At 67.3% G+C, this 17,766-nt stretch carries 20 protein-coding genes; 14 read left to right on the top strand and 6 right to left on the bottom strand.

Going from position 1 to position 17,766, the window contains the following annotated elements; genetic code table 11:
* Positions 1-20: 20 nt before the first annotated feature.
* Both Q368_RS0101885 and Q368_RS0101880 read left to right on the top strand, forming a co-directional pair.
* Positions 21-1,145: an amidohydrolase family protein gene (locus Q368_RS0101885; RefSeq protein ID WP_052360001.1), complete on the top strand. Its 1,125-nt coding sequence runs from the start codon at positions 21-23 to the stop codon at positions 1,143-1,145.
* Between the two features lie 151 nt (positions 1,146-1,296).
* Positions 1,297-2,550, top strand: a complete 1,254-nt coding sequence (locus tag Q368_RS0101880; RefSeq protein ID WP_029457040.1) for an EAL and HDOD domain-containing protein — start codon at positions 1,297-1,299, stop codon at positions 2,548-2,550.
* Positions 2,551-2,553: 3 nt separating this feature from the next.
* On the opposite strand, the gene Q368_RS0101875 is transcribed toward Q368_RS0101880, so the two are convergent.
* Entirely contained in the window at positions 2,554-3,006 is a 453-nt protein-coding gene (locus Q368_RS0101875; protein ID WP_029457039.1) for an RrF2 family transcriptional regulator, read from the bottom strand.
* A 195-nt stretch (positions 3,007-3,201) separates the two neighbouring features.
* Between Q368_RS0101875 and Q368_RS0101870 the strand changes: the two genes are divergently transcribed.
* Positions 3,202-3,762: a cysteine hydrolase family protein gene (locus Q368_RS0101870; protein WP_029457038.1), complete on the top strand. Its 561-nt coding sequence runs from the start codon at positions 3,202-3,204 to the stop codon at positions 3,760-3,762.
* 12 nt (positions 3,763-3,774) lie between these two features.
* On the opposite strand, the gene Q368_RS0101865 is transcribed toward Q368_RS0101870, so the two are convergent.
* A complete protein-coding gene (locus tag Q368_RS0101865; RefSeq protein ID WP_029457037.1) occupies positions 3,775-4,542 on the bottom strand; it encodes a CBS domain-containing protein in 768 nt (255 codons plus the stop codon).
* Between the two features lie 153 nt (positions 4,543-4,695).
* Between Q368_RS0101865 and Q368_RS0101860 the strand changes: the two genes are divergently transcribed.
* From Q368_RS0101860 to Q368_RS0101845, 4 genes are all read left to right on the top strand, one after another.
* Positions 4,696-5,688 (top strand): HDOD domain-containing protein, encoded by a 993-nt coding sequence (locus Q368_RS0101860; RefSeq protein WP_029457036.1) that lies wholly within the window; start codon positions 4,696-4,698, stop codon positions 5,686-5,688.
* Between the two features lie 71 nt (positions 5,689-5,759).
* Positions 5,760-5,957, top strand: coding sequence for a hypothetical protein (locus tag Q368_RS0101855; RefSeq protein ID WP_029457035.1), 198 nt, complete (start codon positions 5,760-5,762; stop codon positions 5,955-5,957).
* A 78-nt stretch (positions 5,958-6,035) separates the two neighbouring features.
* A complete protein-coding gene (locus Q368_RS0101850) occupies positions 6,036-6,611 on the top strand; it encodes a hypothetical protein (RefSeq protein ID WP_029457034.1) in 576 nt (191 codons plus the stop codon).
* Positions 6,608-7,018, top strand: coding sequence for a hypothetical protein (locus tag Q368_RS0101845; RefSeq protein ID WP_029457033.1), 411 nt, complete (start codon positions 6,608-6,610; stop codon positions 7,016-7,018). The genes Q368_RS0101850 and Q368_RS0101845 overlap by 4 nt, the downstream gene beginning before the upstream one ends.
* 157 nt (positions 7,019-7,175) lie before the next feature.
* Here Q368_RS0101845 and topA read toward each other — a convergent pair whose 3' ends face one another.
* Positions 7,176-9,440, bottom strand: a complete 2,265-nt coding sequence (gene topA, locus Q368_RS0101840) for a type I DNA topoisomerase (RefSeq protein ID WP_029457032.1) — start codon at positions 9,438-9,440, stop codon at positions 7,176-7,178.
* 148 nt (positions 9,441-9,588) lie between these two features.
* On the opposite strand from topA, the gene era reads away from it, so the two are divergent.
* The 7 genes from era to fliQ all read left to right on the top strand — a co-directional run bounded on the left by era (position 9,589) and on the right by fliQ (position 13,850).
* Positions 9,589-10,506, top strand: a complete 918-nt coding sequence (gene era, locus Q368_RS0101835) for a GTPase Era (RefSeq protein ID WP_029457031.1) — start codon at positions 9,589-9,591, stop codon at positions 10,504-10,506.
* A 23-nt stretch (positions 10,507-10,529) separates the two neighbouring features.
* Positions 10,530-11,234: a YggS family pyridoxal phosphate-dependent enzyme gene (locus Q368_RS0101830; RefSeq protein ID WP_425423661.1), complete on the top strand. Its 705-nt coding sequence runs from the start codon at positions 10,530-10,532 to the stop codon at positions 11,232-11,234.
* A gap of 24 nt (positions 11,235-11,258) precedes the next feature.
* A complete protein-coding gene (locus tag Q368_RS0101825) occupies positions 11,259-11,846 on the top strand; it encodes a flagellar basal body-associated FliL family protein (protein WP_029457029.1) in 588 nt (195 codons plus the stop codon).
* Between the two features lie 24 nt (positions 11,847-11,870).
* Positions 11,871-12,311 carry a flagellar motor switch protein FliN gene (fliN, locus tag Q368_RS0101820; RefSeq protein WP_084158633.1) on the top strand — a complete coding sequence of 147 codons (441 nt, stop codon included), beginning with the start codon at positions 11,871-11,873 and terminating at the stop codon, positions 12,309-12,311.
* The gene (gene fliO / locus Q368_RS0101815; protein ID WP_029457027.1) at positions 12,304-12,708 is read left to right on the top strand and encodes a flagellar biosynthetic protein FliO; all 405 of its coding nucleotides are present in this window, start codon (positions 12,304-12,306) and stop codon (positions 12,706-12,708) included. Before fliN ends, fliO begins: the two co-directional genes overlap by 8 nt.
* A 52-nt stretch (positions 12,709-12,760) precedes the next feature.
* Positions 12,761-13,450 (top strand): flagellar type III secretion system pore protein FliP, encoded by a 690-nt coding sequence (fliP, locus tag Q368_RS0101810; RefSeq protein ID WP_425423666.1) that lies wholly within the window; start codon positions 12,761-12,763, stop codon positions 13,448-13,450.
* 130 nt (positions 13,451-13,580) lie between these two features.
* Positions 13,581-13,850: a flagellar biosynthesis protein FliQ gene (gene fliQ / locus Q368_RS0101805; protein ID WP_029457025.1), complete on the top strand. Its 270-nt coding sequence runs from the start codon at positions 13,581-13,583 to the stop codon at positions 13,848-13,850.
* A 171-nt stretch (positions 13,851-14,021) separates the two neighbouring features.
* Here fliQ and Q368_RS0101800 read toward each other — a convergent pair whose 3' ends face one another.
* From Q368_RS0101800 to Q368_RS0101790, 3 genes are read right to left on the bottom strand one after another with little or no spacing between them, the layout of a single operon-like run.
* Positions 14,022-14,840: a sugar phosphate isomerase/epimerase family protein gene (locus tag Q368_RS0101800; RefSeq protein WP_029457024.1), complete on the bottom strand. Its 819-nt coding sequence runs from the start codon at positions 14,838-14,840 to the stop codon at positions 14,022-14,024.
* A gap of 8 nt (positions 14,841-14,848) precedes the next feature.
* Entirely contained in the window at positions 14,849-15,592 is a 744-nt protein-coding gene (locus Q368_RS0101795; RefSeq protein ID WP_029457023.1) for a hypothetical protein, read from the bottom strand.
* Positions 15,593-17,755 carry a L,D-transpeptidase Cds6 family protein gene (locus Q368_RS0101790; RefSeq protein WP_029457022.1) on the bottom strand — a complete coding sequence of 721 codons (2,163 nt, stop codon included), beginning with the start codon at positions 17,753-17,755 and terminating at the stop codon, positions 15,593-15,595.
* Between the last annotated feature and the right edge of the window lie 11 nt (positions 17,756-17,766).

Raw genomic sequence — 17,766 nt, 5'->3', positions numbered from 1 at the left:
GGGCCGTCACGGCCCGGCGCATGCTGTCCCTGCGGCCCGGCGCATCCCCCGTGGACGACGCCGCCATCGTCTACTCCGGACGGCGGATCCTCGACGCCGGGCCGCGCCGGACGGTCCTGCGGGGCTTTGCCGGGCCGGTCGCGGATTGCGGCGACGCGGTCCTCGTGCCCGGCCTCGTAAACGCCCACAGCCATCTTGAACTGGCGCATCTGCGCGGCCGCGCGCCCGCGCCGGCAGGCTTCGCCGCCTGGGCCGCCTGGCTTATCGGCCAGGACCTCACCCCCCCCCCGGACGCCGTGCTGGACGCGGCCGTCGCGGAAATGGCGGCCACGGGCACGGCGGCCGTCATCGACGTGGGCAGCCGCGCCGGGCCTGCCGTGGCCGCAGCCCTCGACCGGGCGGGGCTTGCCGCGCTCGTCTGCCACGAAGCCTTCGGCTGGAAACCAGGCCGCAAGAATCCCGTTCCCGAGGCGCTCGCAGTCGCCGCGCCAGCGGACGGCCCGGTGCGCGCCGCCGCGAGCGGCCACGCCCTCTACTCCACGAGCCCCGAAAACCTGCGCCGCGCCCGGGACGCCTGCCGCGACCGCCGCGCCCCCTTCTGCCTGCATCTGGCCGAACACGACGCCGAAGCGGAACTGCTCGCCACGGGCGGGGGACCGCTCGCCGCGCTGCTGGCCGGACGGGTGCTGCCGCGAAACTATGCGCCGCCCGGTCGCTCGCCCGTGGCCGAGGCCGATGCGCTGGGGCTTCTCGGGCCGGACACGCTTGCCGTGCACGTGGTCTGCGCCGACGCGGCCGACAGGCGGCTGCTTGCGGCCTCGGGCGCGAGCGTGTGCCTGTGCCCGCGCAGCAACGCCCGCATCGGCGTGGGCGTCGCCGACGCCCCGGCGCTTCTCGCGGCCGGCGTGCCGCTGTGCCTGGGCACGGACAGCCTGGCCTCAAACAACGACCTCGACCTCTGGAACGAGGTCCGGGCGCTCCTGGCCGCCTTTCCCGATTTCCCCGCCCCGGCCGTTCTCGCCGCGCTGACCACGACCCCGGCCCGGCTGCTCGGCCGCACGCGCCTGGGCTGCCTGGCCCCGGGCAGCGAGGTCGGTTTCGCCGTGCTCCCGCCGGACCTGCGGGAGCGCCTGACCGGCTCCTGATTCTCAGCGGCCCATTGTCTTTGCCCGTCCAATGGCCTAGTTTCGCGCTACGGTACCCCCGCGAAGTCGTTCCTAGCAACGGGACCTGAAGGCACGCGGCCTCCGTGGCCGCATCGCCGCGCATCCTCTTGCCGCGACAGGATACTACGCCATGGAATCCGCCGCTTCCTGCACCGTCGATTGCAACTACGCCGTCGCCCGCCACCCCATCTACCGCGTGGACGGCGACGTGTTCGGCTACGAACTGCTCTACCGCACCGTGGGCGGCCCCAATGCCGCGATCCTGCCGAGCGACGAGGAGGCCACCCTGGCCGTGCTGGCCAACGGCATCGAGGCCATCTCCCGGGACATCGGCCCGAAGAAGAAAATCTTCATCAATTTTTCCAGGGAAATTCTCGAGAAAGGCTACCATGCCTTTCTCGATCCCGAGCGCTTCGTCATCGAGGTGCTCGAGCACGTCGCCTGCGATGCCGCGTTCACGACCCTCGTCCGCAAGATCCGTGAAGCCGGCTTCGTCCTGGCGCTCGACGACTACGTGGGCGACCCGACCTTCGACCCGATCCTGCCCTACGTGACCTACGTCAAGGTGGATTTCCTGGCTTTGCGCAACGATCCCGCCCGGCTGGAGGCGGTGCTTGACACCTGCCGCAGCGTGGACAAGACCGTGTTGGCCGAGAAAGTGGAAACCGAGGCCGACATCGCGCTGTGCCGCGCGCGCGGCATCCCCCTGGCCCAGGGCTATTTCTACAGCCGGCCGCTGGTGGTCCAGGCCAGGGCGCTGCCGGCCAACCAGGCCACCAAGCTCGCGCTTCTGGCCGAAGTCTCGCGCCCGGACATCGACGAGAAAAAAGTACGGGACATCCTCGGCGCGGACGTGTCCCTGGCCTACAAGCTCCTGCGCCACGTCAACGCCGCGAGCTTCTACCGGGGCCAGGCCGTGGAGTCCCTGGACTTCGCCATCCGCCTGCTCGGCCGCGACGCCCTGGCGAGCTGGGTCGCGGTCAATCTCCTGGCCTCCCTCGGCGCCACGCCCCGTGACCGGGAACTGGCCTTCACCTCGGCCGTGCGCGGCCGCTTCCTGGCCCTCATCGACCGGGCCAGGGGCGAAAAATGCCACCAGGGGGAAGGCATCTGCCTGCTCGGCTTGCTGTCGCTGCTCGACGCCATGCTCGGGGTGCCCATGGCCAAGGCCCTGTCCGACCTGACCCTCGATACGGGCATCCGCCAGGCACTCCTGGGTTTTCCCAGCCAGCCCCAGGCCTGTCTGGAATTGTGCCGGGGCTTCGAGGGCAGCCCGGACGCCAGGGCCGCCAAGGTGCTCGAACGCTTCGGCGTTTCCCAGGAGGCGGCGTCACGGATCTATTTCGAGGCCCTGGCCTGGGCGGCGCGGATGTTTCACGGCTGAAATTCAAATGACGTAGGGCGGTCCCGCCGTCTCCTGCTCCAGGCGACGCTTCTCCGCGATCAGGTCCTTGAGCGTGCGCGTGTCGTAGACCCGCTCCAGGGCTTTTCGCGCTTCGTCCCAGACGCCTTTGAACACGCAGTCGCCGCGCAGGGGGCATTCCTGGCCCGGGCGTTCCCGGTGGCAGTCCACCGGGTTTATGGGGCCGTCCATGAAGCGGATGACCTCGCCCACGGTCACGTCCTCGGCCGGCCGGGCCAGGTAGAAGCCGCCTTCCTTGCCCCGCTGGGAATCCACGAAGCCGCCCTGGCGCAACTGGTGCAGGATGACTTCCAGGAACCGCTTGGGGATGGCCTGGTTCTCGGCGATGTCGCCGGCCGACACGGGTCCGTCGCCCTTGCGCAGGGCCAGTTCGAACAGGGCCCGCAGGGCGTATTGGCATTTCTGGGTCACAGCCATGGGCGTCCCCCTTACAGCGCCGGCGCGGTCAGGCCGGACAGGGCCGCGCCGCCATGCGGGCGCGGCGGGTTGCCGGCCTGGCGGCGACGCGGTAGCGGTAGTGGAATAAAATCGATCGATTCAGTCCTGATTATTGCCAAATGTACAGGCTTGGCGTCAAGGATCGGTTTATCGTTACGGAATGAAGGAGGAGTCATGGACGCGCGACATGCCGCTCTGGCCGAAACGGCCCTGGTGCTGGTGGACATCCAAAACGACTATTTCCCGGGCGGGGCCATGGAACTGCGCGGCGCGGACGCGGCCGGGACGCGCGCCGCAGTGGTCCTCGGGCGTTTCCGGACGGCCGGGGCCGGAATTGTGCACGTGCGCCACGAATCCGCGCGCCCGGGCGCGACCTTTTTCCTGCCCGGCACCCCGGGCGCGGACATCCGCGCCTGCGTCGCGCCGCGCGCCGGCGAGGCCGTGCTGACCAAGGCCTACCCCAACAGCTTCCGCGAAACGGCGCTGGCCGCGCACCTGGAGGCCCTTGGCGCAAAACGGCTGGTCGTGTGCGGCATGATGACCCACATGTGCGTGGATGCCACGGTCCGGGCGGCCTTTGACATGGGCTACGCGGTCACGGTGGCGGGCGACGCCTGCGCCACCTGCGACCTCTTTTTCGAGGGGCGCAGCGTGGCGGCCGCCGACGTCCACACCGCCTTCCTGGCGGCGCTGGGCGCGGCCTATGCCACGGTGGTCGCGGCGGACGCCGTCTAAAAGGGGAGGCCGTCAGCCCATGCGGCGGGCGTAGGCGAGGATCTCGCGCTGGGAGAGCAAGCCGGCCAGGGTGCCGTCCGCGGCCACCACGGCCACGCGGCGCACACCCTTCTGGCGCATGAACTGGATCACCTTGTAGACCATGGCCTCGAGCGGCACGCTGATGACCGGCCCGGTCATGTGGTCGGCTATGGGCTCGGGCAGCCGTTCCGGGCGGCCCATGATCTTGGAGGTGGCGTCGCGCTCGCTGAAAATGCCCTTGGGCCGGCCCTCGGCCACGACCAGCACGCAGTCCGCGCTCTTGGAACGCATCAGAGCCAGGGCGTCGCGCACGGGCCGTTCGGGAGCAAGGACAAGGGCGTCGGTGCGCATCAGATCGCTGCACACGGCGTTTTCCACCATGAAATCCACGGCCAGGGCGTCCACCAGCTCCTTTTCCGTGACGAGCCCGAGCAGGGAACCGCCGAGATCCATCACGGGCAGGTGGCGCTCCCGGCGGTCGAGCATGACCCGGACCGCTTCCTGCACGGCCATGTCCCGGGGAATGCCCCCCGTGGGACGCGACAGGTACTCCTGGATGGACGTGTCGGGGTCGAGGTCCACGTCGAGATGGCGGATCAGGGCGGTTTCCGTGAGAAAGCCCACCACCCTGGCCCCGCGCACGGCCGCGAGGCAGCTGACGCCCTCACGGGTCATCACATCGGCGGCCTGGGTCACGGTGGCGTCCGCGGCGACAATATGGGGCCGTGTGGCCAGTTCGCCGACACTTTGCTTGAACATGGGCGTTCCCGGTTAGTCGCTTGTAATTTCCCATTATCCTGTGCGTCCGTAATGTCAAGAAATCAAGGGAAATTCGCCAACATCTCGCGCCTTGCCGGACTTCACGAAATGGGCTAATCGCCTGTGAGACGCATGTCAGGGAGAATGCCCGCCATGTCCGCCAGTCCAGCCCAGCCCAGGGACACAGGGTCCTCCGGGGCCGCTTCGGCCGGCGAAGCGTTCGCCGGGCGTTTTCTCGCCTGGGGCGCGCCCCGTCAGCCCCAGCCCCCCGCACGCGCGCCGGAAACGACCTCCCCCCACGACCTGCTGCCCAATACCGCCGTTTCCCTGGCCGACATCAACCCGCCGCCCCTGCCCGAGGCCTACATGGCCCTGCGCCGCGTCGCGCAAAACCCCATGAGCACCGACGCGGACGTGGCCGGGGCCATCTCCCGGGACCCGGCGCTCGCCGCCTATGTCCTGCGCCTGGCCAACAGCCCGCTTTTCAGCCCGATCGCCAAGGTGGAGACCGTCACCCGCGCCGTGACGGTGATCGGTCTCGGCGAAATCGAAACCATGGCCGCCGGCTCCATGCTGACCCGGGCCTTCGACAAGCCCCCGCGCCGGGACCTCCTGTCCCTGGACGATTTCTGGCGGCACGCCGTGGCCGTGGGGCTGCTGGCCCGGGCCCTGGCCGAACGCGTGGGCGAACGGGGCGGGGAACGCTATTTCGTGGCCGGACTGCTCCACGACATGGGCCGGCTCATGCTGGCCGTGGCCGAACCGGGCCTGGCCGGCGCGGCCCTCGGCCGCACCATCGGCAAAAAGCTGTCCCTGGACGCGGCCGAACGCCTGGAGCTCGGTTTCGACCACGCGGCACTCGGCGGGCGCATCACCGTCAAATGGCGGCTGCCCGAAACCCTGTGTCAGGCCGTGGCCGCCCACCACGACCCGTGCCATTGCCCGGACAACCTCATCGCCGCCGCGGTCCATGCCGGGGATTTCATGGCCAACGCCCTTGGCGTGCGCATCGTGCCGACCGCGGGTTTCCCGCGCCTCGACGCGCGGGTCCTGCCCCTTTTCAACCTCGCCGACGCGGAGCCGGAGGCCTTCTGGGAAATCCTCGAGGGAGGCCTCGCCGCCATGACCGCCCTGGTTGCGCCATGACTATCGCCGGCTGCATCTCTTGCCAATCCCGGGGCGGGGATATACTACTGGGAAAAAGGGAGCGACGCGCCATGTCCTCGTCCGCAAACGCCATGACCATCACCCCGCTGACGGGGACCGCGATCAACAACATGATCCTCGAATACATGTCCCTTTCCAGCGACCGGCGGCGGGACGAAATGGCCCGGTTCCTGTCCAGCGGCCGCAGCGTGCAAAGCGACATCATGGTCGCGAGCCTGCGGGGCATGATCCTCTCCGCTTCCGCGTAACGCCCCCGCCTTGAACAACAACGCATACACACCGTTGCGGGAAAGCCGTTTCTTTTTCCCGCAACCCGGCACACGTCCATGAACATCCGCATCCTTCTCCTGGCCGTCCTGTGCGGCCTGCTCGCCTGCGCGCCCGCCGCCGCGGCGAAAAGCCATGCCCCGGCCAAGCACGCGCCCGCCAAAAAGGCCGAACCCGCCGCCGAACACGAAACCGTCAACACCCCGGGCAAGGTCATCAAGGAACCCAACGCCTTTCACGGCGTCAAATGGGGCACGCCCATGGCCGCCGTGGCGGATCTCAAGGTGGTGGAAAAGGACGGCCAGGCGGCCTACGCCACGGTGGAAGGCGCGGTCTACCGCATCGCCGACGCGTTCTTGAGCAACGTGGTCTACGGCTTTTGCCAGGACAAGTTCGCGGCCGTGATGGTCGAATACAAGGGCCGCAAGGCCCATGACGCCATCCGCAAGTTCCTGGAGGCCAAATACACGCCCGCCCTGGAAGTGGAGGGACGCGCGGAGGACCTGGGCTGGCCCATCGGCAACGTGCTCATCCGCATGGAGTTTTCCAAGGAAAAGGATACCGGCACGCTGAGCTACTTCTACCAGCCGCTCTTTGCGCCCTGCGCCGGTCCGGGCGGGACGGCCGCGCAATGACCCGCCGCAGCCTGCTCGCCCTGGTCCTGGCGGCGCTGCTGCTGCCTGCCGCCGGCGTCTTCGCCGCGGACGCGCCGCGCAGCCTGCCGTTTAACAAGCAGAATGTGTACAGTTATTTCAAGCAGGTGGAGGAAGGCAAGCGCGCCCTGCCCGAGGAAATCAACGGCAAGGAGTACGAGGAACGCACCTGCATGCTCTATGCGACCACGCTCAAGAAGGCGGGCTACGACTTCGAGGCTACGGTAAAAAACGCGTTGCAGGGGAGCATCAAGGGCACGGACCGCATGAACGACCCGCGCTTCCTGTTCCTGGCCGGCGTGTTCCAGACCCACCCCGACGTCTTCGTGCGCCTCAAGGTCCTGTCCAAGCCCACCCGCGACGCCGTGGTCGCCTACTTCAACAACTGAGCCGGCTCCTCCCGGACATTTCCTCCCCGCCTACGACGAAGGGGGGATACGAAGGCGACATTCCCTTCGTATCCCCCCTTTCTGGTTGGTCCAGGAGGGGCCCCCGGCCCCTCCTGGCAGCCGGAGGCATTCTCCACTCTCTCTTTACCCTCTTCCCCTACCCCTCGTCTTTTTCGTCCTTGGCGCCGCCCACGGGGCGCGTGTAACGGCAGGAGCGGTTGGGGCAGGCGATGATTTCGCCGGCGCGGGTCTTCTTGCGCACGAGCACCTTGGAGTCGCACTCGGGGCAGTGTTCGGGCACGGGCCAGTCCCAGAGGGCGAAATCGCACTGGGGATAGGCGTCGCAGGCGTAGAACACCTTGCCGCGCTTGGAGCTCTTCTCGACCAGCGTGCCCGTGCAGCCCTCGCGGGGACAGGGAACGCCCGTGGAAAAGGGCTTGGTGTACTTGCAGTCGGGCCAGCCGGTGCAGGCGATGAAACGGCTGCCGGTGCGGGATTTCTTGACGGCCAGGTCCTTGCCGCACTGCGGGCACTTGCCCACGGAAATCGTCTCCTCGGGCTTGCGCTCCCGGGGCACCACCGCGCCGTCCGGGGCGCGGTCGAACTCCTTGGTGTTCTTGCAGTCCGGATAGCCCGAACAGCCCAGGAATTCACCGGCCTTGCCGAAGCGGATGACCATGGGCTTGCCGCACAGCTCGCACTTGACGTCGGTTTCCTTGCCGGCCTTGACCTTGGCCATGTCCTTGGCCGCCTTGGCCAGGGTCGGGTAGAAATCGCCGGTGAAATCCTTGAGCAACCCGACCCAGTCGCCCCGTCCCTCGGCCACGGCGTCGAGGGCCTCTTCCATGCCCGCGGTGAACCCCACGTCCATGATCTTGACGAAGTGCTCGGCGAGCAGGTCGGACACGGTCTCGCCGAGCTCGGACGGCACGAAGTGCTTTTCCTCGAGCCGGGCGTAGTCGCGGTCGATGAGGGTGGAGATGATGGCCGCGTAGGTCGAGGGCCGGCCGATGCCCTTCTCTTCCAGCTCGCGCACGAGGGAGGCTTCGGTGTAGCGCGGCGGCGGCTGGGTGAACTTCTGTTCCTTTTTCAGCTCCAGGAGCTTGAGCACCTGGTCCTTGGCAAGCGGCGGCAGGGACTTGGCCTCGTCCCCGGCCTCCTGGCCGTAGACCTTCAAATAGCCCGGAAAGATGAGGCGCTGGCCCTTGGCCTTGAAGAGCCCGGGACCTGCCGCGATGTCGGCGGCCGTGTCCCAGAAGCGGGCCTCGCTCATCTGCGAGGCCACGAAGCGTTCCCAGATGAGCTTGTAAAGCGTGAACAGGTCCTTGGGCAAAAGCGCCTTGACGTCGGCCGGGGCGAGGGTCACGTCGACCGGCCGGATGGCTTCGTGGGCGTCCTGGGCGCCGGCCTTGGAGCGGAAATGGCGGGCCTTTTCCGGGTAATAGTCCGGGCCAAGCGTGCCCACGATGTATTCCCGGGCCGCGTCGCGCGCCTCGTCGGCGATGCGCGTGGAGTCGGTACGCATGTAGGTGATGAGCGCCACCGTGCCCTTGTCGCCGAGCTCCAGGCCCTCGTAGAGCTTTTGCGCCGCGCCCATGGTGCGCTTGGCCGAATAGCCCAGGCGCTGGTTGGCGGCCTGTTGCAGGGTCGAGGTGATAAACGGCGGCGGCGGGGACTTCTTGCGTTCCTTTTCCGCGACCTCGGCGACCACGAACGGATTGCCCAAAATCGCGGCCTCGGCGGCGGCGGCGGTCTCGGCGCTGCCGATCTCGAGCTTCTTGCCCTTGTACTTGACGAGCTCGGCCTCGAACTCCGGGGGCGCGTCCCCGGCCAGGCGGGCCTTGAAATTCCAGTATTCCACCGGCACGAAGGCGCGGCGTTCCTTTTCGCGGTCAACGACCAGACGCAGGGCCACGGACTGGACGCGGCCGGCAGAGATGCCGCTTTTGACCTTTTGCCAGAGGATGGGCGACACCTTGTAGCCCACGAGGCGGTCGAGGATGCGGCGGGCCTGCTGGGAGAGGAAAAGCTTCTCGTTGATGTCGCGGGGATGGGCGAGGGCCTCGCGCACGGCCTTGGCCGTAATTTCGTTGAACTGGATGCGGTGGATGGGCTTGTCCGTATCCTTCAGTATCTCGGCCACGTGCCAGGCGATGGCTTCCCCTTCGCGGTCGGGGTCGGGCGCGAGATAGATCGTGGACGCGGATGCGGCGGCATCCTTGAGCTTGGCCACCACCTTCTGCTTGCCCGGTATGATCTGGTATTGCGGCGCGAAATCTTCTTTTTCATCCACCCCGAGTTTTTTCTGGGGCAGATCGCGCACGTGGCCCACCGAGGCCTCCACGGCATAGGCATTGCCGAGGAACTTCTTGATGGTCTTCACCTTGGCCGGCGACTCGACGATAATAAGGTCCTTTCCCATGGCAGGCGTGCTATAGCCACGACAACGGGCCAAGGCAAGGGTTGCCGTTTGCCCGATGCCGGGCTACTGCTCGATTTTCGTTTCGTTCGTATGCGTTTATAAGAATTATAAACAATGCGGCCCGGCACGGGCCGCACGGGAGACGCCCTTGGAGAACGCGCAACGTTTCGGCCACGTGGTCATGCTCGGCCCGACCAACGCCGGCAAGTCCACTCTGCTCAACCACCTGATCGGCCAGAAGGTCTCGATCGTCTCTCCCAAGCCGCAGACCACGCGCAACAGCGTGAGCGGCATCCTGACCGAAGGCGGCGCACAGCTCGTGTTCCTGGACACCCCGGGCCTGCACCACCAGAAGCGCGGCATCGCCCCGCTCCTGTTGCGAAGTGCCTACGCCGCCCTGGCCCAGGCCGACGTGGTGCTCGTGCTCCTCGACGCGGCCCGTTTCGCCGGACGTCCGGACGCGCTCGCCGCCGAGCTGCGTCCCATCGCCAAGGCCGTGGGCGCGGGCCACGTCCCGGTGGTCGTGGCCTGCAACAAGTGCGACCTCATCAAGGAAAAAGCCAAAATCCTGCCGCTCCTCGCCGCCGTGGGCGAGGCTTTGCCCGGGGCCGAACTTTTTCCCGTCAGCGCATTGACGGGCATGGGCGTCGCGGCCATGCTCGCCGCGATCACGGCGCGCCTGCCCGAAGGACCGCATCGGTACGACCCGGACGAGGTCTCCACCGCGCCGGTGCGCTTTCTGGCCGGGGAGATCGTGCGGGAAAAGCTCTTTTTGGCGCTCGGCGAGGAACTGCCCTACTCCACGGCCGTGACCGTGGAACTCTGGGATGAGAACTCCCAGCCGGGACTGACGAAAATCGCCTGCTCCATCCTCGTTGCGCGCGAGAGCCACAAGCCCATGGTCATCGGCAAGGGCGGGGCGCGCATCAAGGATATCGGCCAGAAGGCGCGCCTGGACATCGAGGAGATGCTCGGAAGCAAGGTCTTTTTGGAACTTTGGGTCAAGGTGCGCCCGGGCTGGGCCGACGACCCCGCGCTCTTGCGCGAACTCGGGCTCGGGGAATAGCCCCGGCCCAGGGAGAGGAGAACGTGTCCGTGGACGTTTCCGCCAGGGAGCGGCTCGACCGCGTGCGCTCGCGCATCGCTTCGGCCTGCGCGGCCTGCGGCCGCGATCCGTCTTCCGTGACGCTGGTTGCCGTCTCGAAGCTCCATGATGCGGCCGAGGTGGCGGCCCTCGCCGCCTGCGGCCAGACAATCTTCGGCGAATCCTACATCCAGGAGGCCCTGCCCAAGATGGAGGCCGCGCCGGCCGGACTCGTCTGGCATTTCATCGGCCATTTGCAGCGCAACAAGGCGCGCTTCGCCATAGGACGCTTCGCCTGCATCCACACCCTGGACAACATGGAGTTGGCCCAGGTATTGCAAAAAAGAACGAGCGACGCCGGCCTGACGCAGACCGTGTGCCTGCAGGTCAACGTGGCCGGCGAAACGCAGAAATCCGGGGTTGCGCCGGACGGCCTGCCGGAACTGGCCGAGGCCGTCGCGGCCATGCCGGCGTTGCGCCTGAGCGGGCTCATGGTCATTCCGCCGGTCTTCGACGACCCCGAGGGCGCGCGCCCGGCCTTTTGCCGGCTGCGGGAACTGCGCGACGCCCTGGAAACGCGCCTCGGCATGCCGCTGCCCATGCTCTCCATGGGCATGAGCGGCGACCTCGAGGCCGCCGTCATGGAAGGGGCCACCCACGTACGCGTGGGCACCGACCTTTTCGGCCCGAGACAGCGACCGGCGTCATAGCCTGGCGACGCCCGGAGGAAACACATGGCTGACGCCCCCGAAGCCGAAGAAGGCAAGAAAAAGAAAAAAGGCGGCTTTCTCAAATACGTCATCCTGGTCGTTTTGCTGCTGGTCCTCGGCGGCGGCGGCTATTTCGCCTACCTGAAATTCTTCGCGGCCAAGCCGCCCGCGCCGGCGGCCGAAGCCACGGCCGAAGGGCAGCCCGCGGCCGAAGAGAAGAAGGCCGAAGAGGCCCACGCGCCCAAGGCCGAGGAGAAAAAGGCCGAAAGCGGACACGGCGAAGCCAAGGGCGGACACGGCGGCAAGGACAAGGCCCCGTCCAACAACGTCCCCCTGCCCGCGTTCGTGGTCAACCTCGCCGATCCCAACGCCCGGCGTTACCTCAAGATCGTGCTTGACGTGGAGATGACCGGCAACCCGGAACTGCTCGAGGCCAACATGCCGAAGATCCGCGACGCCCTGCTTATGCTCCTTTCCTCCAAGACATCGCAGGACCTCGCTACGCTTGAAGGCAAGATCCTGCTGCGCAAGGAGATCGTGGACCGCCTCAACCAGGCCATCGGCCAGGCCAAGGTGGCCAGGGTCTATTTCACGGATTTCGTCATCCAATAACCCGCCTCGGCGCAAGGATATTCCATGGCTCCGGACGATATCGATCAGGACAAGCTGGCCGCGGAATGGGCCGCCGCGCTCGCCGACGAGGAAGAGCAGTCCATCAAGCGCGAACGCGAGCAGGAATCGCTCTCGCGGCAGAGCGCCTCGGCCCAGTTCAAGAACCTGACGCAGGAAGCCAAGGCGCCGCGACCGGAAAACGTGCGCCGCGACCTGGACTTCATCCTGGACATTCCCCTCGACGTGTCCGCGGAACTCGGCCGCACCAAGCTCCTCATCAACGAACTGCTGCAACTGGGCCAGGGCTCGGTCATCGAGCTCAACAAGCTGGCCGGCGAACCCCTGGAAATCTACGTCAACGGCAAACTCGTGGCCCGGGGCGAAGCCGTGGTCATCAACGAGAAGTTCGGCGTGCGCTTAACCGACATCATCAGCCCCATCGAACGGGTGAAACAGCTTGCCTGATCCTTCCGCCCCCCCCGTCGCGACGCCGCCGGCCATGGATTACGGCCTGGCCGGCACGGCCGTGCACATGGCCCTGGCCCTGCTCCTCGTCCTGGCCGTCATTTTCGCCGCCTACTGGCTGCTCAAACGCTACGGCGGCAAATGGGGCATCGGCCCGGCCGGACGCGGCGGCATGCTGCGCCTGCTGGCCCAACTGAATCTCGGGCCACGCAAGAACATCGTTGTGGTCCGGTTCATGCATAAAAACCTCGTGCTCGGCGTCACCGAACACAACATCACGCTGCTCACCGAGGAAACGGCCGACGATGACGACACCACTGCCCGAAACAGCTTCGCCGCGACCCTTGCCGCCCGGACGCGAACGCCAGGCGGCGACGACACGCCTCCTTCGCCTTAGCAGCATCGCCCTGCCCCTGGCGCTTCTGGTCGTTCTCCTGGCCGCCACGGCCATGGCCCAGGACGCGCCCACGCTTTCCCTAAACCTCGCCGCCGGGCAGAACCAGCCCGAGCGCGTGGCCACGCTGCTCGAAATCCTCTTCGCCCTGACGGTGCTGTCGCTGGCCCCCTCGTTCGTTTTGACGGTGACCTCGTTTACCCGCATCATCATCGTCTTTTCCTTCCTGCGCCAGGCCATGGGCGTGCAGCAGGTGCCGCCGTCGCAGATCCTGGCCAGCCTGGCCATTTTTTTGACCTGCGTCATCATGTACCCCACGGGCAAGGCCATCTACGACGACGCGCTTTCGCCCTACATGGACGAGCAGATCGGCTTCACCGAGGCGCTCAAGAAGGCCGAGGCGCCGTTGCGGGAATTTCTTTTCAAGCACACGCGGGAAAAGGACCTGTCGGTCTTCTACACCGTGACCAAGATGGAACGGCCCAAGGACAAGGCCGAGGTGCCCACGGTCATGCTGGCGGCGGGATTCATGATCAGCGAGCTGAAAACAGCGTTCACCATCGGCTTTCTGATCTACATCCCCTTCCTCATCCTGGACATGGTCATTTCGAGCATCCTGCTCGCCATGGGCATGATGATGCTGCCGCCGGCGACCATCGCCATGCCGTTCAAGCTGCTGCTCTTCGTGCTCGTGGACGGCTGGGGCCTCATGGTGGGGTCGCTCGTCAACTCGTTCGCGACGTGATGCCGGCAGGGGGGCGGGGGCGGAAGCCTCCGGCGGCCAACGGGCTCGCGTCCTTTGGAATCCCACCTAAGGGGAACCTTATGGCAAGGCTTCGCGTCGCAAGGGCAATACAACGGAAAGGAGGCGCGCAATGACGCCGGATATGGTCGTCGCCATCTCCAGACAAGCCATCGAGACGGCGCTTTTCCTGGCTTTGCCGATGCTCGGAGTCTCGCTCGTGGTCGGCGTCTTCATCTCCGTGCTCCAGGCGGCCACGCAGATCCAGGAAATGACGCTGACTTTCGTGCCGAAGATCCTCGCCATGTTCATCGCCCTGCTGCTGGCCTTCCCCTGGATGATGGACAAAATGATCAATTTCACGCGGGACCTGTTCATGAACATCCCGAACTACCTGCGCTAGGGCTCGGTTCGGCGTTACGCCCCTCCCCCAAGGGCACGGCCTGAAAAAGGGACGTGCCCCATGCGTCACCAGAGCCGGATCTGCCTCCGCGACATCCAAATCGCAAGATTTTGACAGGGTGCTTCAGCGCTCGAAATGGCGCGCGGGCAAATAACGAAGGACAGGCGCCGGTCAGCCGGCGAAGAAATCCGGCCGCCCGGCGACGAAGGCCAGGGCCGCTTCGAACGCGGCCGGGGTGTGGGGCTCGAAGGTGGCCGTGGGGCGAAGCCCGCGGGCCGCAAGGCCGGCAAAAATCGCGTCGAAGGGAATCTCCCCCTGCCCGGGACCCAGGTGCTGGTCGAAGGAACCGTCGTTGTCGTGCAGGTGCAGATGCAGCAGATACGGGGCCAGGGCGTCGAGCCAGGCGTCCAGGTTTCCTGCCTCCTTGCCGCCGGCGAAACTGAACCAGTGCCCCACGTCGAAGCAGATGCCGACCCGCCCGCGTTCGGACTCGGGCAGGCGCTCGCGAAGCGCGGCTGCGGCCCCGGCCACCGTGGCCGGATCGGTCTCGTGCGTATTTTCCAGACAAAGCGGCGGATGCCCGGGCCAGGACGCCAGGACCTCGGCCCAGGTGTCGGCCGCGCGCGCCGCCCAGTCGCCGAAGGAGCGGATGTAGAGGAAGCGGTTGTAGGCGGCGTGGCCCACCATGCGTTCCGGCGCGTAGATGGCGGCCGCGTCCATGGCCTCAAGCAGGCGGTCGCGGCTCGCCGCGCGCACGCGGGCGTCGGCGCTGCCGGGCTGGAGATCGAAAAAAGGCAGATGAAGCGTGCAGGGAAGCCCCGCGTCACTGATCCGGCGCGCCGTTTCCCGGTGCCAGTCCGTGCCCGTCGCGTCCATGAGCACCGGATCGAGGCCAAGCTCCGGCGGCACGCGGCGCGCCAGCTGCCGCTCCCAGAGCGAGGGGTCGCGCTCTGCCGCGCGCAGGTTCAAATTGACGTAGAAGCGGGGCATGGCGCGCGTTACTCCCGGGAAAGCGGATAGACCTGCGAAAAGACCGTCTTGCCGGAAGGATCGGCCACGGTAAGCCTCACGCCGTAGATGTCCCTGGCGTCGATCTTGCCCGGCAGGGGGAGGCCCACGGCAATCTGCTTGAAGCGCTGGATCTGGAAGGACAGTTCGTCCTTCTCGGGCTTCAGCGGCAGCAATGTGGCGTCGTTGCCAACGAGCGCCGCTTCCACGCGGCCGACGAGGTTGGTCTGGGGCGTGACGTTGCTCAGGTCGAAATTGAGCTGCAACTTCTTGTTGTCGATGCGGGCGCGCAGGTTGTCGATGCCGGCCTGGTTGGCGTCCACGCGGGCGAGCAGGCGCGACAGGTCCGGCCGCGCCGCCTCGCGGGGCTCGACCTTGCCCTTGTCATCCACGGACTTGGGCTTCCACCAGCCGGGATCGTCGGCATTGTAGGAGCCGATGAGCGTTTCCAGGCCCGTGACGTCGCGCGAACGCAGGATCATCTCGATATTCTGGAGCTTGATGAGCCCTTCGCCTGCCGCGTCCAGTTCCGCATGCATGCCCCGGACCTTGCCGGCCATTTCCAGGTTGTCCTTGCGCAAGAGGTAGGCCGCGTACACGGCCCCGGCGAGCAGAACCGCCAGGACCAGCGGACACAGCCAGAGGAAGCGCAGAAAAAGGACCGGGACGCGAAAACGGCGCACCCCGGCCGCGTCACGCAGGATAAGGATATCGACTTTTTCGCCGGCGGCCATCTAGAGCCGGCTCCATTTTTCCTCGACGATGGCGAAGCCGCCTCCCGAAGGCGCGAGGTACAAGGTCTTGAGGCCGTGGTCCCTGCCGCCGTCGCGGCTGCGGTAGTCCTGGACGCAGGTGACCACGAACCCGTCCTTGCGGGGCCGTATTTTCACATCGGAAAGCGAGATCCGGCTCGGAGCCTTGTCTTTCCACAAATCGACCTTGTCGTCGCGGATGGAGGCGCGGCCGCGGCGGTCGCCCTGAACGGCGTCCGGGGCGTAGAACCCGGCGTAGGCGTCCACGTTGCCCTTTTCCCAGGCCGTACGCCAGGATTCGACCAGGGACGCGACCTGGGCCGTGCGCTCGGCCTTGGCCGGAGCCGGGGTCGGGGCGATCTGCGGCGCTTCGGCCTGCGCCGTGGCGGGCGCAGAGGCCTGGACGGGCGCGGTGGGCTTTTCCGCCACGGGCGCGGCAGCGGGCGTCACCTTGGCCGCGACCGCGGGAATGTCCGCGGGACGGTCCCGCGTCCAGCGCTCCTGGGCGATGAGCAGCCGGTTGCCGGACGGGACGAGGAGGAGATTCTTGTAGCCCTTGCTCTCGCGGCGGCCCTTGGCCTGGTAGCTTTCGGCGCAGACCACGGCGTAGCCGTCGCCGGACGGGGCCGCGGCGACGACCTCGATGCCCACGCGGCCGGGCGACGTACCGCGCCAGACGCCTTCCTTCTGCCGCTTGATGGCGTCCTTGCCGCGCAGGTTGCCCTGGCGCGCGCCGTCGGCGTAAAATCCCATGTAGGCCGTGATGTCGCCGCGCTCCCAGGCCGCGCGCCAGCCTTCCATGGCGGCCGCGATCTCGGCCGCCTTGGCCGGGGAAATGCTCGGCGCGGGCGCGGCTTCAGGGGCCTTTTGCTCCGGCGCGGGGGCGGGAGCGTTGACGGGCGGAGTCTTGGCCGGGATGGGAGCCGGAGCGGCAGGCGGCACGGCCGGGATATCCTGCGGCACGGGCGGCGCCTGGCGCAGGGCGTCCGTGGCGAAGGGGGACACGCCGGGCTTGGTCGCGCCCGTGCCCGCCACTTCGAGGATCGCCTGGTCCTCGGGCGAGGGCTGGCTCTTGAGGCTCAAGGAGGCGAAAGCCTTTTGCGCCACGCGCTCCATGGCGTCGTGCTGGGCGCCCACGAGCTGGCGGACCTGCACTTCCTCCTCGCTCGGGCTGTCGGGCTTGCGCGTGTCGGTCTCGACCTCGTCGGGCGAAGGCCGCTTGCCGCGTTTGCCGTTGGCCGCCAGGGTCACCGGCATCTCTTCGTATTCCATGCCGATGATGCGAAAACGCCCGTCCGCGCCGCGCTGCCAGTAGAGGCGCTTGAGGCCCTGGGAAACGAGCGTCGGCGAGCGGTAGAGCTGGACGAAATAGGTCACCCAGTAATCCGGGCCGGGGATGGCGCGAATTTCCGAGAGATCCACCTTGATCCAGGGCAGGGACCGAAACAGCCCTTCCTTGTGGCTGCGGAAGGAGGAAAAGGGCTTGCCCTCGGTCAGGGAGAACTTCTCGGGGTCGTGGAAGTCGAAAAAGGCATCCGAACGGTTTTCCCAGGCCTTGCCCCAGGCCTTGGTGGCGTCCACCACCTCCCGGGCCTCGTCGCGCAATTTGGCGGCTTCCGGACCGCCGAGGCGCACCTCGTCGGCAATGACCACGGGCATGCCCTCGGCGAGCTCGGCGTCCATGCGGTGGATGTCCGGGGTGCTCAACGCCACGCAGCCCTGGGTCTCGTAGGGAATGAGGGCGTGGCCGCGGCCGTGGATCCAGATGCCGTGGCCGGACTTGCGCCGGACCACGTCGGCCGGGTTGGGGAAATTGAGCGGAAAGGCGAGGTCGCCGTAGAGTTCGTAATTGAGCCCCGCGCTCTTGCGCCGGGTGATGAAGTAGACGCCCTCGGGGGTCTTGAGGTCGCCTTCCTTGAACTTGTCGCCGAGCTCCTGGCCCGTGGCGCAGGGGATGGCCGACAGCACCCGAAGCGGGCTTTGGCGGGAGAGCAGGGAAAACGACTGGGCCTTCTTGTCCACGGCCACGAACCGTGTGGGCGACCACTCCATGTCCACGATGTCGGCCGACCATTCCGCCGCCGCCCGGCGGCAGGGAACCAGGAGCAGGCAGGCAAGGACTACGGCGGGGCCCAGTCGTTTCATGTCGCCTCGCG

It is taken from the genome of Solidesulfovibrio alcoholivorans DSM 5433 (genome assembly GCF_000702665.1).
Lineage (GTDB): Bacteria > Desulfobacterota > Desulfovibrionia > Desulfovibrionales > Desulfovibrionaceae > Solidesulfovibrio > Solidesulfovibrio alcoholivorans.
This window is presented reverse-complemented; position numbering and strand designations above follow the sequence as displayed.